The 23,846-nt window shown below is 70.2% G+C and carries 27 protein-coding genes; 10 read left to right on the forward strand and 17 right to left on the reverse strand.

From position 1 onward, the window contains the following. Nucleotides 1-132: 132 nt before the first annotated feature. Nucleotides 133-564, reverse strand: coding sequence for a DoxX family protein (locus tag E1181_RS15840; protein WP_132675524.1), 432 nt, complete (start codon nucleotides 562-564; stop codon nucleotides 133-135). Then, on the reverse strand, nucleotides 561-1,766 hold the full coding sequence (locus E1181_RS15845; protein WP_132675526.1) for a luciferase domain-containing protein: 1,206 nt from the start codon (nucleotides 1,764-1,766) through the stop codon (nucleotides 561-563). The genes E1181_RS15840 and E1181_RS15845 overlap by 4 nt, the downstream gene beginning before the upstream one ends. Nucleotides 1,767-1,873: 107 nt before the next feature. Between E1181_RS15845 and E1181_RS15850 the strand changes: the two genes are divergently transcribed. Further along, nucleotides 1,874-2,326: a MarR family winged helix-turn-helix transcriptional regulator gene (locus E1181_RS15850; RefSeq protein ID WP_132675528.1), complete on the forward strand. Its 453-nt coding sequence runs from the start codon at nucleotides 1,874-1,876 to the stop codon at nucleotides 2,324-2,326. A gap of 9 nt (nucleotides 2,327-2,335) precedes the next feature. On the opposite strand, the gene E1181_RS15855 is transcribed toward E1181_RS15850, so the two are convergent. Next, the gene (locus E1181_RS15855) at nucleotides 2,336-3,058 is read right to left on the reverse strand and encodes a sulfite exporter TauE/SafE family protein (protein ID WP_132675530.1); all 723 of its coding nucleotides are present in this window, start codon (nucleotides 3,056-3,058) and stop codon (nucleotides 2,336-2,338) included. A gap of 214 nt (nucleotides 3,059-3,272) precedes the next feature. Here E1181_RS15855 and E1181_RS15860 point away from each other — a divergent pair, with 214 nt between their 5' ends. From E1181_RS15860 to E1181_RS15875, 4 genes are all read left to right on the forward strand, one after another. Then, on the forward strand, nucleotides 3,273-3,632 hold the full coding sequence (locus E1181_RS15860; protein WP_132675532.1) for a BlaI/MecI/CopY family transcriptional regulator: 360 nt from the start codon (nucleotides 3,273-3,275) through the stop codon (nucleotides 3,630-3,632). Further along, nucleotides 3,629-4,567, forward strand: a complete 939-nt coding sequence (locus tag E1181_RS15865; protein ID WP_132675534.1) for a M56 family metallopeptidase — start codon at nucleotides 3,629-3,631, stop codon at nucleotides 4,565-4,567. The genes E1181_RS15860 and E1181_RS15865 overlap by 4 nt, the downstream gene beginning before the upstream one ends. Nucleotides 4,568-4,744: 177 nt before the next feature. Continuing rightward, nucleotides 4,745-5,449, forward strand: a complete 705-nt coding sequence (locus E1181_RS15870) for a DsbA family protein (protein ID WP_132675536.1) — start codon at nucleotides 4,745-4,747, stop codon at nucleotides 5,447-5,449. Then, nucleotides 5,446-6,297 (forward strand): cytochrome c biogenesis CcdA family protein, encoded by an 852-nt coding sequence (locus tag E1181_RS15875; protein ID WP_132675538.1) that lies wholly within the window; start codon nucleotides 5,446-5,448, stop codon nucleotides 6,295-6,297. The genes E1181_RS15870 and E1181_RS15875 overlap by 4 nt, the downstream gene beginning before the upstream one ends. A gap of 6 nt (nucleotides 6,298-6,303) precedes the next feature. Here the strand turns inward: E1181_RS15875 and E1181_RS31465 are convergent, their stop codons facing one another. The 8 genes from E1181_RS31465 to E1181_RS15910 all read right to left on the reverse strand — a co-directional run bounded on the left by E1181_RS31465 (nucleotide 6,304) and on the right by E1181_RS15910 (nucleotide 14,161). Continuing rightward, nucleotides 6,304-6,480, reverse strand: a complete 177-nt coding sequence (locus E1181_RS31465; RefSeq protein WP_165944637.1) for a hypothetical protein — start codon at nucleotides 6,478-6,480, stop codon at nucleotides 6,304-6,306. A gap of 185 nt (nucleotides 6,481-6,665) precedes the next feature. Next, a complete protein-coding gene (locus tag E1181_RS15880) occupies nucleotides 6,666-7,883 on the reverse strand; it encodes a CaiB/BaiF CoA transferase family protein (RefSeq protein ID WP_132675540.1) in 1,218 nt (405 codons plus the stop codon). Further along, on the reverse strand, nucleotides 7,877-9,613 hold the full coding sequence (locus E1181_RS15885) for an acyl-CoA dehydrogenase family protein (RefSeq protein ID WP_165944640.1): 1,737 nt from the start codon (nucleotides 9,611-9,613) through the stop codon (nucleotides 7,877-7,879). Before E1181_RS15885 ends, E1181_RS15880 begins: the two co-directional genes overlap by 7 nt. After that, the gene (locus E1181_RS15890) at nucleotides 9,585-10,931 is read right to left on the reverse strand and encodes an MFS transporter (RefSeq protein WP_132675544.1); all 1,347 of its coding nucleotides are present in this window, start codon (nucleotides 10,929-10,931) and stop codon (nucleotides 9,585-9,587) included. The genes E1181_RS15885 and E1181_RS15890 overlap by 29 nt, the downstream gene beginning before the upstream one ends. A 133-nt stretch (nucleotides 10,932-11,064) precedes the next feature. Next, on the reverse strand, nucleotides 11,065-11,955 hold the full coding sequence (locus tag E1181_RS15895; RefSeq protein ID WP_132675546.1) for a LysR substrate-binding domain-containing protein: 891 nt from the start codon (nucleotides 11,953-11,955) through the stop codon (nucleotides 11,065-11,067). A 251-nt stretch (nucleotides 11,956-12,206) separates the two neighbouring features. After that, nucleotides 12,207-13,094 carry a universal stress protein gene (locus E1181_RS15900; protein WP_132675548.1) on the reverse strand — a complete coding sequence of 296 codons (888 nt, stop codon included), beginning with the start codon at nucleotides 13,092-13,094 and terminating at the stop codon, nucleotides 12,207-12,209. A 108-nt stretch (nucleotides 13,095-13,202) separates the two neighbouring features. Further along, complete coding sequence (locus tag E1181_RS15905; RefSeq protein WP_235876801.1) at nucleotides 13,203-13,877, reverse strand: DUF1990 family protein; 675 nt, start codon at nucleotides 13,875-13,877, stop codon at nucleotides 13,203-13,205. Between the two features lie 71 nt (nucleotides 13,878-13,948). Continuing rightward, a complete protein-coding gene (locus E1181_RS15910) occupies nucleotides 13,949-14,161 on the reverse strand; it encodes a hypothetical protein (protein WP_132675550.1) in 213 nt (70 codons plus the stop codon). A 92-nt stretch (nucleotides 14,162-14,253) separates the two neighbouring features. On the opposite strand from E1181_RS15910, the gene E1181_RS15915 reads away from it, so the two are divergent. From E1181_RS15915 to E1181_RS31470, 3 genes are all read left to right on the forward strand, one after another. Next, a complete protein-coding gene (locus E1181_RS15915) occupies nucleotides 14,254-14,976 on the forward strand; it encodes a DUF1990 family protein (protein ID WP_235876802.1) in 723 nt (240 codons plus the stop codon). 168 nt (nucleotides 14,977-15,144) lie between these two features. After that, nucleotides 15,145-15,969 (forward strand): cytidyltransferase, encoded by an 825-nt coding sequence (locus E1181_RS15920; protein WP_235876803.1) that lies wholly within the window; start codon nucleotides 15,145-15,147, stop codon nucleotides 15,967-15,969. 221 nt (nucleotides 15,970-16,190) lie between these two features. Beyond that, entirely contained in the window at nucleotides 16,191-16,343 is a 153-nt protein-coding gene (locus tag E1181_RS31470) for a hypothetical protein (RefSeq protein ID WP_165944638.1), read from the forward strand. A gap of 9 nt (nucleotides 16,344-16,352) precedes the next feature. On the opposite strand, the gene E1181_RS15925 is transcribed toward E1181_RS31470, so the two are convergent. Genes E1181_RS15925 through E1181_RS15935 form a run of 3 tightly spaced genes read right to left on the reverse strand, consistent with a single transcriptional unit; the run spans nucleotide 16,353 to nucleotide 18,642 of the window. After that, the gene (locus E1181_RS15925) at nucleotides 16,353-16,634 is read right to left on the reverse strand and encodes a DUF6343 family protein (protein ID WP_132675552.1); all 282 of its coding nucleotides are present in this window, start codon (nucleotides 16,632-16,634) and stop codon (nucleotides 16,353-16,355) included. A gap of 56 nt (nucleotides 16,635-16,690) precedes the next feature. Next, the gene (locus tag E1181_RS15930; RefSeq protein WP_132675554.1) at nucleotides 16,691-17,797 is read right to left on the reverse strand and encodes an MBL fold metallo-hydrolase; all 1,107 of its coding nucleotides are present in this window, start codon (nucleotides 17,795-17,797) and stop codon (nucleotides 16,691-16,693) included. Further along, on the reverse strand, nucleotides 17,794-18,642 hold the full coding sequence (locus E1181_RS15935) for an SDR family oxidoreductase (protein ID WP_132675556.1): 849 nt from the start codon (nucleotides 18,640-18,642) through the stop codon (nucleotides 17,794-17,796). Before E1181_RS15935 ends, E1181_RS15930 begins: the two co-directional genes overlap by 4 nt. Before the next feature lie 89 nt (nucleotides 18,643-18,731). Between E1181_RS15935 and E1181_RS15940 the strand changes: the two genes are divergently transcribed. Then, nucleotides 18,732-19,373, forward strand: a complete 642-nt coding sequence (locus tag E1181_RS15940; RefSeq protein ID WP_132675558.1) for a TetR/AcrR family transcriptional regulator — start codon at nucleotides 18,732-18,734, stop codon at nucleotides 19,371-19,373. Between the two features lie 74 nt (nucleotides 19,374-19,447). After that, nucleotides 19,448-20,002 carry a glycerol-3-phosphate responsive antiterminator gene (locus tag E1181_RS15945; RefSeq protein ID WP_132675560.1) on the forward strand — a complete coding sequence of 185 codons (555 nt, stop codon included), beginning with the start codon at nucleotides 19,448-19,450 and terminating at the stop codon, nucleotides 20,000-20,002. Between the two features lies 1 nt (nucleotide 20,003). On the opposite strand, the gene E1181_RS15950 is transcribed toward E1181_RS15945, so the two are convergent. The 3 genes from E1181_RS15950 to E1181_RS15960 all read right to left on the reverse strand — a co-directional run bounded on the left by E1181_RS15950 (nucleotide 20,004) and on the right by E1181_RS15960 (nucleotide 23,823). Then, nucleotides 20,004-21,431, reverse strand: a complete 1,428-nt coding sequence (locus E1181_RS15950) for an FGGY-family carbohydrate kinase (protein ID WP_132675562.1) — start codon at nucleotides 21,429-21,431, stop codon at nucleotides 20,004-20,006. 128 nt (nucleotides 21,432-21,559) lie between these two features. Next, a complete protein-coding gene (locus tag E1181_RS15955) occupies nucleotides 21,560-23,017 on the reverse strand; it encodes an FAD-binding oxidoreductase (protein WP_132675564.1) in 1,458 nt (485 codons plus the stop codon). Nucleotides 23,018-23,046: 29 nt separating this feature from the next. Continuing rightward, complete coding sequence (locus E1181_RS15960; protein WP_132675566.1) at nucleotides 23,047-23,823, reverse strand: SDR family oxidoreductase; 777 nt, start codon at nucleotides 23,821-23,823, stop codon at nucleotides 23,047-23,049. Between the last annotated feature and the right edge of the window lie 23 nt (nucleotides 23,824-23,846).

Raw genomic sequence — 23,846 nt, forward strand, 5'->3', positions numbered from 1 at the left:
CCCGCCGTGAACCACCCGCCCTGCGCCCAACCCGGAAAGAGGCGCGCTGACGGCCGAATCCCTCCCCCGACGTCCCGCTCGGGCCCGGCCGTCTCGGTCGAGGGCGTGCGCCCTCGACCGAGACGGGAGAGGTCAGGCCGCCGTTGCGTCCTTCTTGCGGGTGAGGGCGTTGTCCAGCGTGTAGGCGCCGCCGCGGAAGGCCAGCACCAAGGAGGCCGCCGCGAGCACCAGCACGTACTCGATGCCGCCGTCGGCGTCGGAGACGAAGAAGCCGGTCGGCAGGTGGTAGAACACCAGCGCGCCCAGCATGTTCAGCGCCAGCAGCACTCCGGCCACCGGCAGTCCGACGCCCAGCACCAAGGCCGCGCCGCCGACGGTCTCCACCAGGGCCGCGACCCACGCGGAGACGCCCGGCACCGGAATCCCCATCTGGCCGAACGACTGGGCGGTCCCTGCGATGCCCCACTCGAGGAACTTCTGCAGACCGTGGGCGATGAACACGGCTCCGATGACCACGCGGCCGACGAGCAGCAGCAGGTCACCGGCGGTCGAGGGCTTGTTCACTTGATTTCTCCTTCTACTGGTGCGAGTTCTCGCTTGCCCGGAGAAGTCCGGGACGCATGTGCGGGGTTCGACGCCTCACCGGCCGCCCACGCGCGGGCGGTCCCGACGACGGCCGCGACGACGTCGAGTTCGGTCTCGTCGCGCGGGCCGTGGACCAGCACCATTCCGGGGGTCAACCGAATTCCGGCCAGCGGGTGGGCGACCGCCCAGCCGCGCGCGATCGCGTCGGCCGCCAACCCCACCGGCAGCGCGACGTGCAGCGACCCGTCGAATCCGGGGTGCAGGTGGGCGAACTCGCCGGCGCTGGGCACCAGGAACGCCTCGGGCGGGCCCGCGTGCGGCGGCGTCAGCACGAACCCGCGGGCACCCGGGACGGAGATGGCCGACTGCGCGCTGTTGACCCCGGGCAGCGCGGCGATCCGGCGGAACAGCTCCTCCTGCAGCTCCGGCGGCGCGTTGTCGGACAGCTGCTGCTGCGGGATGGTGTCGCTGATCTCGGGACGTGGTCCGCGCCGTTCGGGCAGCCCGTCGGGGAACTCCGCCCACCGCTCGGGAACCCGAGGACCGGAGCCGTACCGCTGGAGGAATCCGGCGCGTTCCTCCAGCCAGGCCCCCAGGTTCGCCAGCACTTCGGGCGTGACGCCGTGCCCGCCGGGCGAGCGCACGGCGAAGGTCGGTGCACCGGAGGCACCGGTCAGGTAGTCCCACGTGCGGTCGAGCAGTTCACGCGGGATCACGCGGTCCTGCTCGCCGTGGGCGAGGAACACCGGCACCCCTGCCAGCCTCGCCGGAGTCGTCGGCACCCCGGCGTCGAAGGGCAGCGTGCCGCAGAGGATCGCCGCGCCCGCGAAGCGCTGCGGTTCGTCGAGCAGGAGGCCACCGGCGAACGCGGCACCGCCGCTGAAACCGACCAGCAGCACCGGCCGCTCGGGCGCGACGTCGTCGAGCCACGCGCGGAACCAGTCCGCGGTGGCCCGCAGGGACTCCGCGACAGGCCGACCGATGCCGCGGTTGGCGAACCAGGCGAAACCGTCGCCCTCCGCGATCGGCGCGCGCACCGCCGCGTACGACAGGCCGGTGGGCAGCGAGTCGGCGAGGGCGATGATCTCGCTCTCGCGCGATCCCCGCCCGTGCAGCAGCACGACGAGCGGACCGGCACCGTCTCCGCGTTCCAGCACCACAGGATCCGGGAAGCCGCTCATGTCCCCACTTCCATTTCCCTGACTAGTCAGATGTTGCCACGGTAATCACCAATAGTTCACGGCGTCAACCTCTGACGAGTCAGCTACCGGCGCGGTACGCTCGCGCCGTGCCCTCGCCGATCGACGACCGCCTCATCACCACGTTCGGGCGCCTGGTGGAGTCCTACAGCCGGCTCGAACAGCGCCTCGGCCCCGCCATGGAGGCCGAAGCCGGGCTGCCTCACGCCTGGTTCGAGGTCCTCATCCGCCTGGCCCGCTCGGAGAACGGGCAGTTGACCATGGGAGCGCTGGCCGACGAGATCGCGCTCACCACCGGCGGCGTCACGCGCCTGATCGACCGGATGCACAAAGCCGGCTACGTCGAGCGCCGCCCCTGCTCCACCGACCGGCGCATCTCCTTCGCCGCCATCACCGACCGCGGCCGGGAGGTCCTCGACCGCGCGGCGGTCGGGCACGCGCGCAACCTGCGGGAGCTCTTCGCCGACTTCAGCGACGAGGACCTGACCACGCTGGACGGCCTCCTCGACCGCCTCCGCGACCGCGCGCAGCGGAAGGACTGACCCGGCGGATCAGGTGAACACGGTGGCCAACCCCGAGGCGATCACCAGCGCCGCGACGATCCGCGCGAACGCGCGCGTGGAGAGCTTGGTCGAGATCCTCATGCCCAGCGCGTTGCCCGCGAGCCCAGCCAGCAGCAAGACCGGCAGGGTCGGCCACAGGTGAGGGAGGTCCGGGTACCGGACGAGCGCCAAGATCCCCAGCGAGAGCAGGTTGGTGATCACGAAGTAGCAGGCGAGCGTGGCGAGGAAGGCCGAGACCGGCAACCGGCACCGGCCCAGAAGCGCCGCGACCGGCGCCCCGTTGAGCGAAGTCGTGGTGGACAGGTAGCCGCTCAAAGCCCCGGTGGCGACGTGTTCGGCCCGACCGATCGGCCTGACTCCGCGCACCGGCAGCAGCAGCTGGATCCCGAGCAGCACCACCACGACACCCGCCGTGATCCGCAAGACCTGGGGCGGCAAGAGCCCGACGGTGAGCGCCCCCAGCACCGCGCCGGGCGCGCTGCCGCACATCAGCAGCCAGACCTGCCTGCCGCGGATCTCCCCGCGCCGCCGGATCGCGACGAGGAGGCGGGTCACGATCGTCACGGTCAGGTTGACCACGACGACCGTGGGCACGTCGTAGCCGATCAGCAGGAGCGCGGGCGTGGCCAGCAGCGATGCCGCGAAGCCGGACATGCCGCCGACGACCGCCGCGATCCCGATCGCGACCGCCCCGAGCAGGAGCGCGCTCACCCTCGACCAGCCCGAACCGCGAGGGCCTGGTGATCGACTTCGCTCGGCGTGAGCACAGAATCTCTCCCCCTCGTCCGGCGTCAGTGCCTGCCCGCCAGCAGAACAGGCCGAACGGAGTGCGAGGGCGAGGCGTCGACGACATCACGTGCTCGCCGGATCCGCTTCCACGAGGCGGTCTCGGCCGTCACCTAAACTGGCGTGCGTTGGAGGTGCGATGCTCGGGCTGGGTGAGTTGGAGCTGAAGGTCATGGACGTCCTGTGGGCGGCCGACGAGCAGCTTCGCGTGCGTGACGTGCTCGAGCAGCTCCCGGCTGAGCGCGAGTTCGCCTACACCACGATCATGACGGTCCTCGACCGCTTGCACGACAAGGGCTGGGTGGGCCGCGCCCGCACCGGCCGCGCCTACGGCTACTGGCCCGCGCGTTCTCGGGAAGAAGCGGGTGCGCACGTGCTGCGCGAGGTCCTCGACTCCTCCGGCGACGCGGAGTCGGTGCTGCTGCACTTCGCCGCCTCGGTCTCCGAGCGCGAGTCGGAGCTGCTGCGCCGAGCCCTGGAGAAGGGGCGCGGGGCATGACGATCGCCATCGGGCTGCTCGCGGGCGCAGTCGTGATCGCGGTCTTCGGACCGCTGTACCTGCGGCCGCTGCTTCACCCCCGGGTTCGTCCCGGCGTCGCGCTGGCCGGGTGGGTCGCCTCCCCGCTGGCGGCGATCGGCACCGCCATCACCGGCGCGGCGCTGCTGCTGGTGCCGAACAACGCGAACGTCGACGGCGTCATCGGCATGGCGCAGAGCTGCGTCAACGTCGTGCACGGGCACGCGAGCGCCTGGGAGCACCTGCTCCGGCTCGGCGGAGCGGCGCTGGTGGCCGGCGCGGTGCTGCACGTGCTGGTCACGGCCGCCGGACTCGTCCGCAGGGAAGCCGCCCAGCGGCACCGCCACATGACGGCCGTGCGGCTGCTCTCCCGCGAGGACCCGGAATCCCGCGTGCTCTGGCTGGACCAGACCATGCCCGTGGCCTACAGCATCGGCGGCCGGCGCGGGGCGATCGTGGCGACCACCGGGGTGCGGCGGCTCGACGCCGAGACCCGGGAAGCCGTCCTCGCCCACGAGCGCGCGCACCTGTCCGGGCGGCACCACGCCCTGGTGCTGCTCATGACCGCGCTCGCCAAGGCGCTGCCGTTCGTGCCGCTGTTCCGGACCGCACCGTCGACGGTGCGCGTGCTGGTGGAGCTCGCCGCCGATGCCGCGGCCGCACGGCACTGCGGCGCGGGTTCGGTGCGCGCCGCGCTGCGCGCGGTGACCGGTGACGCGGTGCCCGCGGCCTCGCTGGCGATGTCCCGGGAATCCCTGCAGCTGCGGCTGCACTGGCTGAACAACTCGGCTCCGGGGAGCCTGCACCGGACGAGCTACGTGGCGACCGCGGTCGTCTCCGCGTCCCCGGCCGTCGTCGCGGTGGGCGTCGTGGCCTGCCTGGTCCTGCTGTACTGCTTCGGCATCTCGGTCCTCTGACGAGGTCCTCCGCTGAGCTTCCCGGCAAGCGCTGAAACGCGGCTGCCCGAAGCGGTTTCACCGCGCCCCCAGGTGCCGCATGGCGGACATCACCCCTGGAGCCCTGTCCCGGCTCAACTACTACAGCTCGTCGTAGGTAGGCTCGCGGCTGCCGGAGCTGAAGGAGAGTGGTGACCGATGAGCGGCGCAGGCAAGAAGAAGTGGCTCAACGTGACCGCGGTGGTGCTCGCCGTCGTGGCCGCGTTCCTGCTGGGGACCATGCTGACCTCCCGAGGCAGTTCGGATCAGGCCGCGCCGCAGCAGGCCGAGAAGCAGCAGGAGAGCCCGCTGGTGAAGCTGGCGCGCCGCACACCCGGCGACCCGCTGGCCATCGGCAAGCCCGACGCTCCGGTCGTCATGCTCAACTACTCCGACTACCGATGCCCGTTCTGCGCCAAGTTCACCCGGGACATCGAGCCCGAACTGATCAAGCGCTACGTCGAATCCGGCGTCCTGCGCATCGAATGGCGCGACTTCCCCATCTTCGGCGAGGAGTCGCTCGCAGCCGCCAAGGCAGGCCGGGCGGCTGCGGCCCAGGGCAAGTTCTGGGAATACGTGGGCGCGATCTACCAGGACGCACCGGAGAAGGGCCACCCGTCGCTTCCGCACGACGAGCTCGTCGGCTACGCGCAGCGGGTCGGGATCACCGACATCGCGAAGTTCGAGGCGGACATGAACGACCCGGCCACGCTGGAGGCCATCCGGGCCGACGCGATCGAGGGTTCGCAGATCGGCGTGTCGAGCACGCCGACGTTCCTGGTCAACGATGAGCCCATCCTCGGTGCCCAGCCGCTCGACCAGTTCGTGCAGACCATCGAGCGGGTGGAAGCGGCCGCGCGATGAGCGAGATCGGACTGCTCGGCGCGTTCCTCGGCGGGCTGCTCACCCTGATCAGCCCGTGCTCGGCGATGCTGCTCCCGTCCTTCTTCGCCTACGCCTTCGACGGGCTCGGCAAGCTGGTCGCCAGGTCCGCGGTCTTCTACCTGGGTCTGGCGACCACGCTGGTCCCGCTCGGGGCCGCCGCGGGGTTCTTCGGCGCGCTGCTGACCCAGCACCGCACGACGCTGACCCTGCTCAGCGGCGTGGTGCTGATCGGCCTGGGCTTGCTGCAGATCTCCGGCAAGGGCTTCGGGTTCACCGCGGCGCAGCAGCTGACCGGCCGGATCCACATCTCCTCTGGTCTGTCGGTCTACGCGCTGGGCACCGTCTACGGGCTGGCCGGGTTCTGCGCGGGGCCGCTGCTCGGCAGCGTGCTCACCGTTTCGGCCGCCGGGGGCGCGCCGCTCTACGGTGCGATCCTGCTCGCCGTGTTCGCCCTCGGCATGGCCTTCCCGCTGTTCCTGCTCGCGCTGCTCTGGGAGCGGTTCCAGCTCGGACGGCGGGCGTGGCTGCGCGGGCGCGAGGTCGCGATCGGCCCACTTCGCCTGCACACCACCAACATCGTTTCCGGGCTCGTGTTCGTGGCCATCGGCTTGATGTTCGTCCTCACCGAGGGCACCGCGAACCTCGGCGGTCTGACCGATGTGGACACCCAGTTCGCGGTGCAGGCGTGGCTCCAGCAGACCGTCGCGGGCGTCTCGAACTCCGCCGTGCTCCTGGCGCTCACCCTGATAGCGCTGGCCGTGGTGCTGTGGAAGATCGCCCGCACGCGCGCGGAGCCAACTGCCGCCCGCAACGAGCAGGAGCGCTGAGCAGGCTCAGCTCCCCGCGGGCGGATCGGGGCGGACGTCGGTCTTCGGGTCGTCGTCCGCCGGCGGTTCGGCTTCGAGCGCCTCGTCGGCTCGCTGGCTGCCGCCGCTGCGGAGGTGCCCCTCCATCTCCTTCTCCAGCTCGTCGTCCTTCATCGGTCCGTGCTTGTCCGAGCCCCGCTGCATGGTGCCCACTCCTCGTCGTCGAGAGCCGGTAGCCACCCAGCCCTACCCGGTCGACTGCACGTGAAAACCGGACTCCGCCGGCAGCCCGGTGAGGTGGCCAGCGATCGAAGCCGGGTCTTGAGCGCTCGCGGTCTGCCTTCACCGACCTCGTCGGCGACGGCAGCCCGTCCCCCCGGGAGAACCGCTCATCCCTGCGGTTCGCCGATCAACCGGCTGAGCTCCTCCCCGCCGTAGCCCAGGGACTCGAGCACCTCGCGACTGTGCTGGCCGAGGGTCGGTGGGGCCGTCCTCGCCCTGGGGCGATTCCCGTCGAAGGTGACGGGCAGCGCGATCTGCTCGAGCGGGCCGACGACCGGGTGGTCGACCTCGTCGATCATCCCGAGCGCCGCGGTCTGGGGGCAGGCGTAGACCTGATCGAGCGTCCGGACCGGTGCGACCGGCACCTCGTGCTCCTTGAGCAGCGCGAGCCAGTGGGCGGTGGTCTTGCGCTGCACCTCCTCGGCGATGCAGCGGTTCACCTCGTCGCGGTGCTCCACGCGGCCCGCGTTGGTCGCGTAAGCGGACCGGGCGGCGAGGTCGCCCCGGTCCAGCGCCGCGCACAGGGAGCGCCAGTGCGCGTTGTTGCCGACCGCGATGACGAGGTGCCCGTCGGACGTGGGGTAGGCCTGGTACGGCACGAGACTGGGATGACCGGACCCCAACCGCGGCGGGTTCTTCCCGGTTGCGAAGTAGCCGGTGGCGAAACCTGCGTGGAAGGACAGCTGGGACTCGTACAACGACGTCGACACGTAGCTTCCCCTGCCGGTGCGGGCGCGTTCGACGAGGGCGGCCAGAACACCCGTGAGCCCCCACATCGCCGCGCCGAGATCGCCGATGGCGAACCCCGCCTTGACCGGAGGACCGTCGGGGTCACCCGTCAGCGACATCAGACCGGCAGCCGCTTGCACGACCATGTCGTAACCGGGTTCGTCACGCAGGGGCCCGGTCTCACCGTATGCGGAGATGTGCAGGGCCACGAGCCGCGGGTGCCGCTCGACGAGCTGCGGTCCGTGGAAGGTCTTCGCCAGGGAGCTGCCCGGCCGGAAGTTGTCGATGACGACATCGCTGCGCTCCAGCAACCGCTGAACGACCTCCTCCCCTTCGGCGGTGGTGAGGTCCAAGGCCAGCGACCGCTTGTTCCGGTTGACGGCCAGGTTGTAGGTGGCGTCGGGCCCGTTGAAGGGCGGACCCCACTGGCGGGTGGGGTCCCCTCCGTCGGGGTGCTCGACCTTGATCACCTCTGCGCCCATGTCGGACAGCGCCTGCGTGACGTAGGGACCGGCGAGGATCTTCGACAGGTCCAGCACTCGAACGCCTGCGAGCGGAGCTGCCCTCCCGCCCCGCGCGTCGGAGTCGATCACCATGCGCTCACCTCGCGGGCGCGGTCGGGAGCGCCGCCGTCGACGATGACCTCCAAGGCGGCGACAGCGGCGGTCGGGACTTCCTCCGGCGTGAACATCCGCTGCAGGAAAGCCTGGGCGACCAGGGTTTTGCGCGAGCCCAGCCCTTCCTTGACCTCCCAGGAGGCTTGTTCGACCAGCAGCGTGGCCATGGCGGCCTGGCTGAGCGCTTCGGTGAAATCGCCGACGGCGAGCTCCTGCTCGTCGCGGTCGCTGGCGAGGAGCGCGTCCCCTCGATCGCGCAGCGCACGCCAGTGGTCGTCGAGTCGGCCGACCAGCGGCATCTCGCCGGCGAGCTCGCCGGAGCGGAGTCGTTCGAGGTAGGAGTCGGCGAGGATCTGATGCGCGCTGTGCAGGCGCATGCAGCGGAGGACGTCGAGCGCGACGACGTTGGACGCCCCTTCCCAGATCGAGCCGAGCTGGGCGTCGCGGACCAGTCGCGGGTTGATCCAGTCCTCGATGTAGCCGTTACCCCCGCGGACCTCCATGGCCTCCGAGGTCACCCAACGCCCGCGCTTGCACACGGTGTACTTGGACATGGGGGTGAGAACGCGGGCTACCAAGCGCGCGCGCTCATCGCCGGCGTCACCCTTCTCGAGCTGGTCACCGATCTCCAGCACGATGCCCAACGCGGCTTCGGTGTCCAGTTGCAGGCCCAGGAGCGTGCGGCGCATGAGCGGCTGGTCGAACAGGGGTTTGCCGAACACGACGCGCTGCCGGGTGTGGGTGATGGCTTCGTGGACGGCACGGCGCATCAGAGCGGTGGAACGCATGACGTTGGAGACCCGGGAGTGGTTGACCATCTCCAACATCTGCTGGACACCGCGGGTGAGATCGCCGATCGGGCGGGCGTGAGCGTCGTCGAGGGTGACCTCGCCGCTGGCCATCGAACGGGTACCGAGCTTGTTCTTGAGCCGGTCGATCCGGTAGCTGTTGCGGCTTCCGTCGGGACGCAGCCGGGGAAGCAGGAACATGCCGAGTCCGCGCGTGCCCTCACCTTGTCCCGGGACCTGGGCGAGGGTGAGGATGACATCGGCGGTGACGTTGGAGCAGAACCACTTGCGGCCCTTGAGGGTCCAGTGGTCGCCGTGATCGGTGGCCACAGTCGCGGTCTGCGCCAGATCGGTTCCGCCGTCGATCTCGGTCATGAACATCGCGCCGGTGGCGTGCGCCTCCGCATCGGTTGATGTGAGCGCCTCGATCTCCGCTCGGAAGGCTTCCGGGTCGAACATCTCCAGCACCCGGGCCGCGGAGTCGGTCATGTTGATCGGGCAGCCGAGACCGTACTCCGCTTGGGAGAAGAGGTAGGACAGGGCGTACTTCACCACGTGGGGCGCCGCAGCCGACCAGCCGAGCACTCCGCGGTGGGACAGGGCCGCGAGGCCGAACCGGCAGAACCCGATCTCGACCATCTCCTCGTAGGAGGTGTGGAAGTCCACCTCGTCGATGCGGTCGCCGCTGGGCGAGAACTGCCGCAGCGTCGGGACGTTGACCTCAGCGGCCGCGGCGAGGCCGTCGAGTTCACCGGCGGCGAGCTCGCCGAGCTCGGCGATCACCGGCTCGATCCGGGAGCGGTCGTCAGGCGCCAGGTAGCGGTCCAGCAGCGGGCGCAGTGCGGGATCCAGGTCGGCGAAGTTCACGGGTTTCCTTTCCGTTGAGGGGTTTTCAGCGCCCGACGGGCTCGGGGGCGGCAGCGGTCTGGTTCGACTCGGCGGCTGCGATCCGGCGCAGCAACGGCACGACCGCGGCCAGGGTGATCACGACGTAGAACACGCCGAGACCGACGACCGACCAGATGCTTCCCGTGGTGGTCAACAGGAGCTGGCACACGAACGGCGCGGTGCCCGAGAAGACCGTCGCGCAGAGCTGGTAGGACAGCGAGATCCCGGTGTAGCGGACCTCGGTGGGGAAGGCCGAGGACAGCACGCCTGCGATGACCGCGTAGTACATCGCGTGCGGCACCGTGGCCAGCACCATGCCCGCCGTCGCCCACCAGAAGGAACCGGTCTGCACCAGCGCGAAGAGCAGTGGCAGGAAGACGATCTCGGGCAGCAGCATCCACATCACCGCCCGCTTCAGGTTGATCCGACTGCCCAGGATCGCGCCGAACGGCTGACCGAGGACCTGCACGGCCAGCGCGAGCGCCACGATGGCGAGGAACGTCGAGCGGTCGAACAGCGGAGCGTCGCCCTTGGTGGCCCAGGACAGCACGAAAGTGCTCTTGACGTAGGTGAGGGCGACCCCGGCGACGCAAGCGCAGGTGCCCAGCACGACCAACCAGGGGTACCGGGTGACGACGATCTTCGCCGGCAACCCGCTGTCCTTCTTCTGCTCCAGCAACCTGGCCATCTCGGGGGTCTCGCCCATGCGCAACCGGATGAACAACCCGACGATCATCAGCACCGCCGAGACCAGGAACGGGACGCGCCAGCCCCACGAGGTGAAGGCATCGTTGGGGAGCTGGGCAACGGCGAAGAAGGCCAGGGTCGCGAGGAGGTTGCCGACCGGCGAGCCCTGCTGCGCGAAAGCCCCGTAGAGCAACTTCTTGCCGGGCGGGGCGTACTCCGTGGCGATGAGCACCGCGCCGCCCCACTCGCCGCCGACGGCGATGCCCTGGACCATCCGCAAGACCACGAGCAGGATCGGGGCCAGCACCCCGATTTGGGCGTATCCGGGGAGCAGACCGATGGCGACGGTGGCCACGCCCATCATGGTCAACGTGACGACCAGCGCGGACTTGCGGCCGTACTTGTCGCCGAAGTGCCCGAACACCAACCCGCCGAGCGGGCGGGCCAGGAAGCCGACCCAGAAGGTGGCGAACGCGGCGAGGGTTCCGATGGCGGCCGGAGCGCCCGCGAAGAACACCTTGCCGAACACCAGAGCAGCGGCGGAACCGTAGATGTAGAAGTCGAACCATTCCAGTGTGGTGCCCGCGAATGCGCTGATCCCGGCGCGACGGGCGTCGCGATTCATCCCGGCCGGGGCCGGTGCTGCGGTGCTCTGCTCGGTCATGGTGCGCTCCTCGTCGAGCCCTGCCTCCCGTGTCGTGACCACGACCGGGTTTGCGGTGATGCGAGACACCATGACATCGCTGATCAGGTTCGGTCCAAGTCCAATAATGGGCCGCGGAAAGTCGCCTGACGACTCAATCGGGCGTGGGAAGCACCTCCTCCGCGAGATCGAGCACCGCGCGCAGCACGGCGGACTCATCCGCCTCCCGCCACACCAGCGAGACGGGCAGCACGGGCGCCTCACCTTCCAGCGGCACGAACACCACGTGATCGAGCCGGATCGTCTGCGCGGCCTCCACGACCAGGGCGATTCCGACTCCCGCGCCGATCAGCGAGAGGAGGCTGAACGAGTCAGGCGCCTCTTGCACGATGGCCGGGCTGAATCCGGACTCCAAGCAGGACCGCACGAACAGCTCGCGCACCTCCGACCCACGCGCGGCCGGGAACGCCACGAATCGTTCGCCGGCGAGTTCGCCGAGCGCGATCTCCGAGCGGCCGGCGAGCGGGTGAACATCGGAGAGCGCGACCATCAGCCGGTCCCGCCGCACCAGCCGCGCTGCCAGCCCGCGCGAGTTCGACACCGTCGCGAACCCCACGTCCACGGCACCTTCGGCGATCTTCCCGACCGTCTCCCCGGAGTACTTCGGACCATGCAGCACCATCTCGACGCCCGGCAGCTCCACCGCCGCGGCCCGGGTCAGCGCCGGGAGCGTGACCGCGCTGCTGACGCCCGCGAAGCCCAGCGTGATCCGGCCGATCTCACCCCGTCCGGCCGCCTGCGCTGCCCGGCGAGCCACCGACGCCGACGCCAGCACCTCGCGCGCCGAGTCGAGGAAGGCGTTCCCGGCCGCGGTGAGCTGCACCGACCGAGTGCTCCGCTCGAACAACGCGACACCGAGGTCGCGCTCCAACAGCCGGATCTGCTGGCTCAGCGGTGACTGCGACATGTGCAGCCGCGCCGCGGCTCGTCCGAAGTGCAGCTCCTCGGCGACCGCCACGAACCCAGCAAGATGTCTCAGCTCCACGGCACCCTCCCTGGTCAGCGAGAAACCGGAAGACTATCGCGGAACGCATCTCAACGAGGTGCTTGATTGATTCAACATGCGACATGAACCGTCGTTCGTGGGGACGCGAGATCCGGTGATCGCCTGGCTCACGTCGAGGGCCGAGGCGCCGAGGACTCACTTGGTGGCCGAGGCCGGGGCGGCGACATGCCTGCGCGAGCACGGCGGTGTCCGAGTCTCGCGTGGACACCACCAACGACGACGGCCCGCCGTCACTCCGCGGGCAGCACCGCCACCGGGCAGTTCGCCTGGTTGAGCACCGCGTGACTGACCGATCCGAGGAAGGCGCGGCGCACCGGTCCCCTCCCGTGGCTGCCCACCACCAGCAGGTTCGCTCCGTCGGCCTCGCCGAGGAGGAGGTGCGCGGGCTGGTCCGCGCCGACCACGTGGCGGACCCGCACATCGGGGTACTGCTCACCCCACCCGGCCGTCGACTCGGCGAGCACCTCGTTGGCCCTGTCCCGGAACTCGCTCCGGTCGGTGTCCCACTCGTCGACGATGTCGAACGGGTTGAACGCCGATTCGCCCCAGGAGTGCACGGCCACCAGCGGGCGGTCGTGCCGAGCGGCGGACTCGTAGGCGAAGCCGATCGCCCGTGTGCTCACGGCGGAACCGTCGACCCCGACGACCACCGGGGCGTCCGCCGCCGAGTTGATCTCGCCGCGCACCACGACGATCGGGGCAGCGGCACGGCGGGCGATGACCTCCGCCGCGGTCACCCCCAGGCGATCCGTTCGGCCCCCCACCAGAGGGCCGCCCAGCACGACCAGCTCCGCTTCGTCGGCGAGCTCGATCAGGAGTTCCGCCGCGTCGCCGATCGGGATGCTCTTGCGCACCTCGATGTCGGGGGCGATCGCCCTGCACGAGTCCTCCAGGGCGTCCAGCTCCCGACGAACCGCGTCCGCCAGCTTCCCCATGACCTCATGCTCGTCGGGGATGCGCATCGGGATGGAGTGCTGGAAGGGCCGCGCAAGGACGTGCACCAGCAGCAGCGGCGAACGCCTGTTGGAGGCCTCCTGCGCGGCCCAGCGGGCCGCTTCGCGAGACGCTTCCGTGCCGTCGAAACCGGCGAGCACCGCTGAGCGGGCTTCCTCGGCCATGCGAATCTCCTCCGATCGAACCGCAGCGGGACTGCGGGCTCCGAATACCCGCTGGGCCCCGCGGTCAACCGGGCAGCGCCACCACGAGGTGCACATCGCCTCCTCGCGTCATCGCCGCCGCCCGGAGCTGGGGTGGTCGATGCGCAGCGCGAAGCGCTCGAACGGCCCCGGCCGCGCGTCCGAGGGCGCGAGCAGCGGCCCGTCGTGACGTCGTTCGCCGGTGGCGCCGCGCCCGTCGGCGAGGCGGGCCTGGACCAGCTCGTGCATCCGCGCCCCGCACCGCCGGTAGAACCCGAGCTGGGTGGCCCGGCCGAACAGGCGCCAGCCCAGCCGGAGCACCGGATCGAGCGCCGGGTCGTCCTGGGAGAACCCGGTGATCACGAACTCGACGGTCCCCGAGCTCATGTCCTTGATGACCTCGTAGGTCATGCGACCGCGTTCGAGGTGCCCTTCGAGCGTCTCGTAACCCCAGCCCCACACCCTGCGGTCGCCCTCGCGCGTCTCGTCGATCACCACGGTGACGCGCACGCCCATGTCGAAGCGCAAGCCGTAGAAACGCCCCTCCAGCAGCATGTTCCGGCCCAGCAGCTCCTCGCGGCCGTCGTAGACGGCGCGGACGCGGTCGGGATCGGAGAACTCGTAGTCGCGCACCAGAGCGCGAGCGATGTCCCACGCACCACCGGGTTCCGGAGGCCCCGGTGCTTCGCGGGCGAGGAAACACCTATGAGTGTCGAAGTTCCACTCACCTCCGGGCGAATGCGGCTCGTCCTCGGTGAAGTTCACGCTCCTGCCCCGCAAACCCGCCAGCGCGCGAGCCCGATGCGCGGCGCTCGTGGGACGAGGGATGCGCACCGTCACTCGAACTCGCGCAACGAGTCACCGATCAACCACAACGTCGGAGGCCACAACCCGGTGAACAGCGCGCGGCGTTCGGCGTTGCCGCGCTCCTGCTGATCAACGGTCTTGGCCCGGATCCACAGGCCGAGGCACAGCGCGATCCCGCCCATCGACGCCAGGTGCAGGTACGCGCTGCGCAGTCCGATCCGGTGAAGCAACCACACGAACATCGGGTCCTCCCGAAAGCCTGGGTTTCGCCTGCCGCCCGGAGGGGCACACCTTCACCATGCCCGTCTGAGAGCGTCCACGCGAAAGGAACGAGGTGACCCCCGACGTCTCGCCCGTGCGCATCGTGTCGACCGTGATCCGCTCGACACTCGGGATGGCGCTGGTCTCCTGGCGCTACCTCTGGCTGACCACTCCCCTGCACCGTCGCGAGGAACCCGGCGACGAGTGGGACCTGCCCGCCGACGTGCCCGGCGATCACCTCGACGAGCGCTGCCAGCAGGTCTCCGATGGAGCGGGTCCGCTGTTCCACCGGCACTTCAGCGTCGTCATCGACGAACCCGACATCGGCGCACCGGAGTTGATGGCGATGGTGATGGCCGACTTCAACCGCGCTCTGCCGAGCGAAGTCGCGACGTTCGACCGATCGCACACCCAGCAGAGCCCGCTGCAGCTCGGCGAGGACTGCGTCGTGCGCATGCCGGGGCCGTGGAACGGCCCGGTGCGCGTCATCGGCCGTGCGGACACCTCGTTCCGCTTCGCCACCTTGCGCGGGCACCTCGAAGCGGGCCAGATCGAGTTCAGCGCCGCGCCGGAGGGAAGCGCGATCGTCTTCGAGATCGAGACGTGGGCGCGACCCGGCAGCCCGCTCGTCCACTTGCTCTACACCCGCCTGCGGCTGGCCAAGGAGATCCAGCTGAACATGTGGGTGCGCTTCTGCCTCCAGGTCGCCAAGATGGCCGGCGGACGCCCGCGCAACGGCGTCCGCATCCACACCCGCGAACTCATCCACCACTTCCCCGCGACGACTCCGGTCTGACGAATTCGACGGCGGTTGCGGTTTCCGGACAGCGAGTGCGCCTTGCGGATCGCGGGGTGTTCGGCGGCTGCCTAGCGTGTTCGAAGAGCCGCAGCCGGCGCAGGTCCGGTGCTTCCGCGCCGACTGCGGTTCCACCAGCGCACATCCCGAAATCCGTTGGGGGTAGCCGTGGTCCGCGACACTCTCGACACTCTCCGGCAGCGCACCGTGTGGCGCGGGCTCAGCGACGTTCCCGCCGACTGGCCGTCCTGCGCGGTCACCATCGGCGTGTTCGACGGCGTGCACCGCGGGCACGCCTGGCTGATCGAGAACACCCTGCGCGCCGCGGCCGAGTCCGACCTGCCCGCGGTGCTGGTCACCTTCGACCCGCATCCGGCTCGCGTGCTCGGGCTGCCGCGCGACACCTCGGCGCTGAGCAGCATCGAACGCAGAGCCGGGATCGCCCGCGAACTCGGCGTCGACCGCGTGTGCGTCCTGCCGTTCACCCTCGAGCTGGCCCGGATGAGCCCCGCGGAGTTCATCGAGAACGTGCTGGTCAACGCGCTGCACGCCCGCAGCGTGGTGGTCGGCGCCAACTTCACCTTCGGGCATCGCGGCGCCGGTGACGTCGACACCCTGCGGAGCCTCGGCACCCGCCACGGCTTCACCACCCGCGGGGTGCACCTGATGCCCGTCAACGGGGCGGACTGCTCGTCGACTCACATCCGGGGCTGCCTGCAGCGCGGCGACCTCCTCGCGGCCACTCGCGCGCTCGGCCGTCCGCACGAGGTGGAGGGCGTGCTCACCGGCGGCCACGAGGTGGCTCTCCCGGAGGGCACCGCACTCCCGTGCGCGGGGCGTTACGCGGGACTGGCCGCCGGACGCACCGTCGAACTCGTGGTCACCGGCTCGCCCCGGCACGATTCCGATGCCCTGCGACTTCGATGCCTCGACGGTCCCGGCGCACCCGGCGAGACCGTCCGAGTTCAATTCCTGGAAAAGATCGGCACCTGATCCGGTGCGCATGAATGATCAGGAATAGACGCACATCAACTACCGAACGAAAAATGAGTTGGTCGTCTCATAGGAATTCTGGGCACTTGACATGGTGGCTAGAATTTCGCAATCAATGAGAACGCTTTGCCCTGATCAGGGCGTTGCGATTCACCTCACCCGAAGCATTCGGAGGAGACGTGGCAAGGCGCGTTGGAAAGCTGCTCGTTCCCGTCACCGGCATGTCCGGCGTCACATATCCCGTGGGCACCACCGTGGTCACCCACGGCCGCGGTTCCGCCGTCGACGCCTTCGTGAGCGGCGACTGGCTCCCGCTCGCGTGGTGGGAGTTCGCCGACACCGCCGACCACCACCTGGACTCCTCCCACTCCTGACGGCGGTTCCTAGCCGGGTTCGCCGCGGCGCTTCCGGTGCAGCACCCAGATGAAGTCGGCCAACGCGCCGACCGCGAGCACGACCAGGACCCAGGCGAACCACGCCAGCGGCGGGACGAGCACGAAGAGCCCGACCGCCGCCGCGGTGCAGAAGACGAGGCCGAACCCGGCCAACCACAGCCGCAGCGTCAAAGCGCTCCGCGCGGCCGGCGCCCCCAGGTAGCGCACCCCGGGATCGTGGTAACCGGGCAGTCCCCGCTCGTAGTCGCGCCGCTCACGTCTCCGCTCCATGCGCGAGGACTACCCAGCACACCTCCCCCTGAACATCGGCAACGCCGCCGTCCGGCTCAGGCGCCGGCCCGGCCGGGCTTGGTGATGGTGCCGTAGTCGAGCCCGCCGTGGGTGTGCGTCGGGACGACGGGCCACTGCCGCTTCCACGGAGCGCACTCCGAGGACGGGATGATCTGCAGCCACTGCGGCGCCTTCGGCGAGCGGGACGCCAACGTCTTCTCCTTGACCATGGAGTCGTACTGGTCCAGCGAGTCTTCGAGCGTGTTGGCGTTGAGCACCACCTCGCGGCCGTAGAAGCGGGCCTGCTGCTTCACACCGGGGATCTTCGACAGCTCCGGCTGCCAGCTGTCGGCGGCCATGCCGTTCTCCGACGAGACCCAGACGCCGTCGGGCGTGTTGACGACCAGCGAGTGGTTTCCGTCGGTGTGCCCGGGAGTCCACAGGAGACTGACGCCGACACCGAGTTCCACGCCGCCGTCGATGATCTCGAGCTGGTCGGTCGAGACGCCTTCCATGCCGCGCTCGACGTACCAGGCCCACTGCATGGGGTGCATCGACTCGAAGGTGCCCAGCTCCTTGCGGTGCACCAGCAGCTTCGCGTGCGGGAACAGGGGCTCGCGCGGTGCCGGCTCGCCCGGGATCGGCGTGCTGCTGCCGAGGATCATGCGCACGTCCTGCACGTGCAGGTCGAAGCTGAGGTAGTCGACGTCCGAGTTGCTCAGCCCCAGCCCCGGCAGCACCGCGTCGGGGTCGTTGTAGTACTTGACGAAGAGCTTCTCGGCTCCCAGCTTCTGGCTCAGCGCCTGCAGCTTGTTGTAGAAGGGCGCCTCGGCGGAACCGGCGGCCACGGTCGGCTCCCACACCAGGGTCTTGAGCCGGCCGTCGAACCCCTCGAACTGGATGACGAACATCCGGTTGATGATGGAGATCATCGGGTTGAGGTGCACCGAGTAGCCCTGGAAGGCGAACCGCGTCGGGTAGGGCGCCGCGGCGATGTCGATGCTCTTGATCGCGGAGACGTGCCCCTGAGTGAGGAAGCGCTCCCGGTAGCTCTCCGCGGCGGCGCGCACCGCCCGCAGCCGCTCGCCGCGCGGCCAGATGTCGTGGACGCCCTCGAACTCCGGGATCGGGCGGGTGATCTGGGCCGGTGGTGAGGTCGTCACGCTGTCGTCCCCTCGCCGTCGGTGTCGGTCACGTGCTGGGCTTCGTAGCGGGCGCGGATCGCCTTGTCCGGCACGGCGGCGACCTGGTCGGGCACCATGAGCCGGAGCACGAGGTCGCGAGCGCGTTGGGGCAGGAGGTCGGCCCACCGCGTCAGCGGACCCACGTAGCCGGGCACGGTCAGCTCGAAGCGCGGACGGCGGATGACCGACACGACGGCGTCGGCGACCTCGCCGGGGCTGAGCAGCCGCGCCGCCCCGGTGGCGGTGCCCGCGGCGAGTTCGGTGTCGACCACGCCCGGCATCACCACCGACAGCGCGACACCGCTGCCGCGCAGCTCGGCGCGCACACCCGCCAGGTAGCCGAACACGCCGTGCTTGGTGGCCGCGTACGTCGCCTCCCCGGCCGGGGACACCTTGGCCGCCGCCGAGGCGACGGTGACGATGTGGCCGCGCCCGCGGGCGCGCATCGCCGGCGCGGCCAGCTTCACGCCCCGGATCACCCCGTGCAGGTTGACCGCGAGCTGCCGCTCGGTGGCCGCCTCCGGTTCCTCGTCGAAGCGGCCGACCCACATCACGCCGGCGTTGTTGACCAGCACGTCGATCGGACCCCACCGGCCCTCGACCGCGCTCAGGAACCCGCGGAGCGAGGCCGAATCGGTCACGTCGCAGTCGAAAGCCTCGACGGTGCCCGCGATGTCCCGCGCGGTGGCGTGCGCGGCGTCGAGGTCGCGATCGCCGATGGCCACGCGCGCTCCGCTCGCGGCGAGCCGTTCGGCGATCGCGCGCCCGATCCCCCGCGCTCCCCCGGTCACCGCGACGACCTTGCCCGGCAGTGAGCGCGCCATCCTCGTTTCCCCGTTCCCCAATCTGACACGCCTCTGTGTCAGATATGCGGTGGGTAGGATGCCACAGAAGCCGACCTGAGGAAAGAGCGATGACGCAGAACGCCGGGCACCAGCGACCGGGGCGCCGCTACTCCGGGCTCGACGCCTCCGAACGCACCCGGCAACGCCGCGAGGCGCTGCTGGAGGCCGCGCTGGAGCTGTTCGCCTCCCAGGGCTACCCGGCCACCTCGGTCAAGCAGCTCTGCCGGCAGGCCGGGCTGACCGAGCGCTACTTCTACGAGTCCTTCCGCGACCGGCACGCCTGCCTGATGGCGCTCTACGACGAGCTGGTCGACCGGCTGCGCGCGGCGACCGTCGCCGCGCTCGACGATGAGCTCGAAGCCGACGCGGTGACCTGGCGCGGGCTCTCGGCGTTCGTGGAGCACCTGACCGCCGACACGCGCCGCGCCCGCGTCATCCTGCTGGAGGTCGTGGGGGTCTCCGCGGAGCTGGAGGACCGCAGGCACGCGGTACTGCGGGAGTTCGCCGAACTCACCACCGCCGTGTGGCTGCGCTTCGACGACCAGTCCGCCCCGAGCGACCGGCAGCGGCTGGCCGCCGTCGGCCTCGTCGGCGCGGTCAACCACCTGCTCGTCGACTGGCTCCACCGGGGGCAGGAGGAACCGCCGACGGTCCTCGTCGAGACCTGCTCCACCCTCTTCGAAGGCGCCCGGCACCAGCTCGACGCGTGACGCGGGCGAGCGCCCCGAAACTCCGCAACGCCGCAGGTCATGCGCGGTGCGTCGTGTGAGAGCATGACGTCATCATGGAGGATCTGCTGCTCGACAACCCGGTCATCGCCAGCGTCAAGGACGATGCCGGGCTGGATGCCGCGCTCCGGTCGGAGTGCCCGGTCGTGTTCCTGCTCTACGGCTCGGTGCTCACCGTGCCGTCGCTGGTGGAACGGCTCAAGGACGCGGGGAAGACGGTCCTGGTCAACGTCGACCTCGTCGAGGGCTTCGTCGCCAAGGAGATCGTCGTCCAGTTCGTGCGGGAGAAGACCGGCGCCGACGGGATCCTCAGCTCCAAGGCCGCGCTGGTGAAAGCCGCTCGCGCGCACGGACTTCTGGGCGTGCACCGGTTCTTCCTGGTCGACTCGTTCTCCTACCACAACCTCGGCAGGCAGATCGCGATCTCCAAGCCCGACTACGTCGAGATCCTGCCCGGCTGCGTGCCCCGGGTGATCACCTGGCTGCGGGCCGACGTCGACGTGCCGATCATCGCCGGCGGCCTCGTGTGCGACAAGGACGACGTGGTCGCCGCCCTCGGAGCTGGGGCAGCGGCCATCGCCTCCTCGAACACCGACGTCTGGGCGATGTGAGTCAGCCGAAGATCCGGGCGGACCGGCGGAACACCTCGTCGGTGTGCCGGGTGATGTCCCGGTAGACCTCGTGCTGTCGTGCGTAGAGCTCGTGGTTCGCCTCGTCGGGCCGGAACTCCTCACCGACCGAGACCATCGCCGCCACCGCCTCGTCCACGCCGGTGAACCGCCCGAGACCGACCCCCGCGCAGATCGCGGCACCCAGCCCGGCTCCGTCGTTGACCGCCGTGCGGACCGCGGGAACGCCGAAGACGTCGGCGACGATGCCCATCATCACGTCGGCACCCGCTCCGCCACCGGAGACGATCACCCGCTCGAAGCCGGCGCCCAGCTCGTCGGCCATCGCACCCGCCCGGTCGTACATCGTCAGCGCGATCGCCTCCAGCACCGAGCGGTAGAGGTGGAACCTCCCCTGCCGACCGTCGAAGCCGAGGAACGCGCCCTTGCGGTGCGGCGCGTCGGTCGGTGCCAGCCAGTCCAGCACCGTCATCAGGCCGTCGCAGCCCGCGGGCACCTGCGCGGCACCCGCGTTGAGGTACTCCTCGGAGCTCAGGCCGGCTCGCCGCGCGCCCGTGACGACCTCTTCGCCGAGCAGGTCCCGCAGCCAGCTCACGGTCCACATGCCGCGCCGGATGCCGTCGCTCTCGTAGAGGTACTCGTGCGGGACGCTGCCGAAGTTGGTCCAGAACCCCTTGGCGCCGTGGACGTTCCGCTCGCCGACGGTCATGCTCGCGATGTAGGTGCCCAGCGAGATCAGCAGGTCCCCCGATCCGCGCAGCCCGCACCCCAGCGCCTCGACGGCCTTGTCGTTGGCGGTGGCCACCACCGGCAGACCGACCGGCAGACCGGTGTGCTCGGCGGCGGCCGCGGTGACCCTGCCCAGGGTCTCCCCCGGCATGACCAGCTCGAAGAGCATCTCCTGCGGGATGCCCACCGATTCCCGCACCTCCGGGTCCTTCGACCACTGCCAGGTGTCGGTGTCGATCGGCCACATGCCCTGGTAGTTCGCCGCGGTGTCCCGGAACTCCCCGGTCAGCCTGTGGGTGATGTAGCCCGAGGAGGTCGTGACGTGGGCGACCGACTCGTCGGTGCGGGCGTAAGGCCGGGAGACCCGCTCGTCCATCCAGCTCAGCACCGGCTGCGCGAGGGTTCCGTCGGCTCGCAGCAGCGCGCGGCAGAAGCGGATGGTGCACAGCCCGACACCGGCGATCTCGGCCGGGTCGCCCGGGAAACCGGCCATCGCCTCGCGGCACGCGGCACCCACCGAGGACCACAGGTCGTCGTCGGGATGCTCGACCACCCCGGGACTCGGGGTGTGGTTGGGGCGCAAGGCCTGCCGCCCCCGGCTGACGGGGTTGCCGCGCTCGTCGAAGATCGTCACCTTCGTGCTCTGCGACCCGTTGTCGATGCCGATCAGGTAACCCGTCATCGCCTCTCCAAGCAAGATCTCTTCATCGGTTGCTTCGCTCGGTGGCGGAACCTGAGCGGCTCCGTCGCAATCACAACCATCTCCTGGGCGGGAAGGGCCGGCCGCGCCGTTGCGGCCGCCCTGCCCCATCAGTCCGCGGGGAAGATCGTCCCGCGGTTCATGATCCCGCGCGGGTCGAAGGCTTCCTTGAGCCGGACCAGCATCTGGTACGCGCTGCCGTGCTCCTGCTCGGTCCACTGCGCGCGGTACTTGCCGATGCCGTGGTGGTGCACCATCGAACCGCCGTGCCGCAGGGCCTCCTCGACGATGATGGCGTTGAGCGGCTTGTGGTACTTCTCGATCTCCTCGCGGGGTTCGCAGTTGATCTCGTAGTCGTAGACGAAGTACATGTTCGTGCCGGTCTGGTAGCTGTGCGAGGAGTGCCCGCCCAGCATCGTCAGGTCCGCGACGTGCGGGTACTCGGTGCGGATGCGGTGCATCACCGCGTCGTAGATCGCGCCGACGCTGGACCAGTCGGCCGAGACCTCGGTCGTGTAGCCCAGGCGCTGCTCGGCGAGCATCGTGTCCTGCTCGGCCTTGATCTTGTCGGGGCCCCAGTTGAGGTTGTCGAACCAGGCCTCGACGAGCGCCGGGTCGACGGCCGTGTGCGGGTGCTGGGAGACGACGCGCTCGATCTCGGCGCTGGTGGCCTCCACGATCCCCTTCGGACCCTCGGAGACGAACACCAGCACGCACTTGCCGTCGGCGAAGTGCGAGAAGTGCTGCGCGGCGTCCTCTTCGGAGTACACCCGCGCCACCGACGGCCGGAAGCCCTCGGTGATCACCTCGCGCAGGATCGACACACCGGTGCGCACGTCGTCGATCAGGTAGCCGTGGAAGCGGTTGTTCTCCGGCTGGTGCTTGAACACCTTGACGGTGACCTCGGTGACGAAGCACAGCGCGCCCTCGTTGCCGATCACGACGTGCCGGATGTCCGGTCCGGCCGCGCGGCGCGGGACGTTCTTGATCCGGCTGACGGTGCCGTCCGGGAACACCGCCTCCAGCCCGACCACCATGTCCTCGATGCCGCCGTAGAGGGTCGAGAACTGGCCGATCGAGCGGGTCGCCACCAGTCCGCCCATCTGCGCCAGCGGCTTGGACTGCGGCGAGTGCCCGGTGGTCAGGCCCTGCTCGCGCAGCGCGTCCTCCAGCACCTGCAGCGGGACCCCGCACTGGGCGGTGGCCTGCATGTTCTCCTCGTCGATGCGCACGATGGAAGCCATCTCGGAACCGTCGAGCACGATGGTGCCCTCGACGCTGGTCTCCAGCCCGCCCTCGGTGCCGGTGCGTCCGGTGCGCGGCACCACGTTGATCCGGTGCTCGTCGGCGAAGGCCAGCACCTCGGCGACCTGGCGGGTGTCGGCGGCGCGCACGACGGCGCAGGGCAGCGGGCCGTCGAAGATGCCGTGGACCGCGGTGTACTTCTTGAACCGGTCCACGCTGGCCTCGCGCAGCACCTGCTCGTCGGTCACCACCCGTTCGTCGCCCACGATCTCGCGCAGCCGCGCGACGATCTCGTCGTTGTCGAATGCCGTTGGTGCGGTCAAGGTTTCCTCCGTGTGGGTTGCGGGACGGGTCAGCGGGTGAGGTAGCCGCCGTCGACGGTGAGCACGTGCCCGTTGACGTAGTCGGAAGCGCGGGAGGCCAGGAAGACGGTGGCGCCCATCAGGTCCGCGACCTCGCCCCAACGGCCGGCCGGGATGTGGTCCAGGACGCGCTGGTTGGCTTGCGCGTCGGCCCTGGTGCGCGCGGTGATCGCGGTCGCGAAGTAGCCGGGGGCGATGGCGTTGACCTGGATGTCGTGCTGGGCGAGCTCGTCGCAGTAGGCCTTGGTGAACCCGACGATGCCGTGCTTGGTCGCGGCGTAGGCCGGGGACCACTGGCCGCCGAGGAAGGAGAACAGCGAGGCGATGTTGATGATCTTGCCGGAGCGCTGCTCGGTCATGAACCGGGCCGCCTCGCGACCCAGCTCGAACGGCGCGGTGAGGTTGATGTCGAGCATCGGGTCCCACTGCTCGCGACCGAAGTCCTCCACCGACGCCATCCGGCAGATCCCGGCGGAGTTGACCAGCACGTCCACCGAACCGAGCCGGGAGACGCAGTCCTCGATCACCCGGCGCGGTGCCCCGTCCTCGGTGATGTCGACGTCCAGGAACTCCATCCGCCGGCCCTCGGCCTCGACGAGCTCGCGGGTGGTGCCGTCGTCGTCGAGCACGCTGGGGACGAACACGTCGGCGCCCGCCTTGGCCAGGGCCAGCGTGAACGCCTGCCCGAGCCCGGTGTTGCCGCCCGTGATGACGGCGTTCTTGCCCGCGAGGGAGAACGCGTCGAGCGAGAAGTCGCGGATGTCCATGGATCGCCCTTCTTGAGTGTGGG

Source organism: Saccharopolyspora terrae (assembly GCF_004348435.1).
Taxonomy (GTDB): Bacteria; Actinomycetota; Actinomycetes; order Mycobacteriales; family Pseudonocardiaceae; genus Saccharopolyspora; species Saccharopolyspora endophytica.

Excerpts from the sequence above, each read along its gene's own strand:
- E1181_RS15845 (WP_132675526.1), bottom strand. The coding sequence starts at position 1,766 with ATGAGCGGCTTCCCGGATCCTGTGGTGCTGGAACGCGGAGACGGTGCC.
- E1181_RS15860 (WP_132675532.1), top strand. The coding sequence starts at position 3,273 with ATGCTCGGGCTGGGTGAGTTGGAGCTGAAGGTCATGGACGTCCTGTGG.
- E1181_RS15865 (WP_132675534.1), top strand. The coding sequence starts at position 3,629 with ATGACGATCGCCATCGGGCTGCTCGCGGGCGCAGTCGTGATCGCGGTC.
- E1181_RS15870 (WP_132675536.1), top strand. The coding sequence starts at position 4,745 with ATGAGCGGCGCAGGCAAGAAGAAGTGGCTCAACGTGACCGCGGTGGTG.
- E1181_RS15875 (WP_132675538.1), top strand. The coding sequence starts at position 5,446 with ATGAGCGAGATCGGACTGCTCGGCGCGTTCCTCGGCGGGCTGCTCACC.
- E1181_RS31465 (WP_165944637.1), bottom strand. The coding sequence starts at position 6,480 with ATGCAGCGGGGCTCGGACAAGCACGGACCGATGAAGGACGACGAGCTG.
- E1181_RS15880 (WP_132675540.1), bottom strand. The coding sequence starts at position 7,883 with ATGGTGATCGACTCCGACGCGCGGGGCGGGAGGGCAGCTCCGCTCGCA.
- E1181_RS15890 (WP_132675544.1), bottom strand. The coding sequence starts at position 10,931 with ATGACCGAGCAGAGCACCGCAGCACCGGCCCCGGCCGGGATGAATCGC.
- E1181_RS15900 (WP_132675548.1), bottom strand. The coding sequence starts at position 13,094 with ATGGCCGAGGAAGCCCGCTCAGCGGTGCTCGCCGGTTTCGACGGCACG.
- E1181_RS15910 (WP_132675550.1), bottom strand. The coding sequence starts at position 14,161 with ATGTTCGTGTGGTTGCTTCACCGGATCGGACTGCGCAGCGCGTACCTG.
- E1181_RS31470 (WP_165944638.1), top strand. The coding sequence starts at position 16,191 with ATGTCCGGCGTCACATATCCCGTGGGCACCACCGTGGTCACCCACGGC.
- E1181_RS15925 (WP_132675552.1), bottom strand. The coding sequence starts at position 16,634 with ATGGAGCGGAGACGTGAGCGGCGCGACTACGAGCGGGGACTGCCCGGT.
- E1181_RS15935 (WP_132675556.1), bottom strand. The coding sequence starts at position 18,642 with ATGGCGCGCTCACTGCCGGGCAAGGTCGTCGCGGTGACCGGGGGAGCG.
- E1181_RS15940 (WP_132675558.1), top strand. The coding sequence starts at position 18,732 with ATGACGCAGAACGCCGGGCACCAGCGACCGGGGCGCCGCTACTCCGGG.
- E1181_RS15945 (WP_132675560.1), top strand. The coding sequence starts at position 19,448 with ATGGAGGATCTGCTGCTCGACAACCCGGTCATCGCCAGCGTCAAGGAC.
- E1181_RS15950 (WP_132675562.1), bottom strand. The coding sequence starts at position 21,431 with ATGACGGGTTACCTGATCGGCATCGACAACGGGTCGCAGAGCACGAAG.
- E1181_RS15960 (WP_132675566.1), bottom strand. The coding sequence starts at position 23,823 with ATGGACATCCGCGACTTCTCGCTCGACGCGTTCTCCCTCGCGGGCAAG.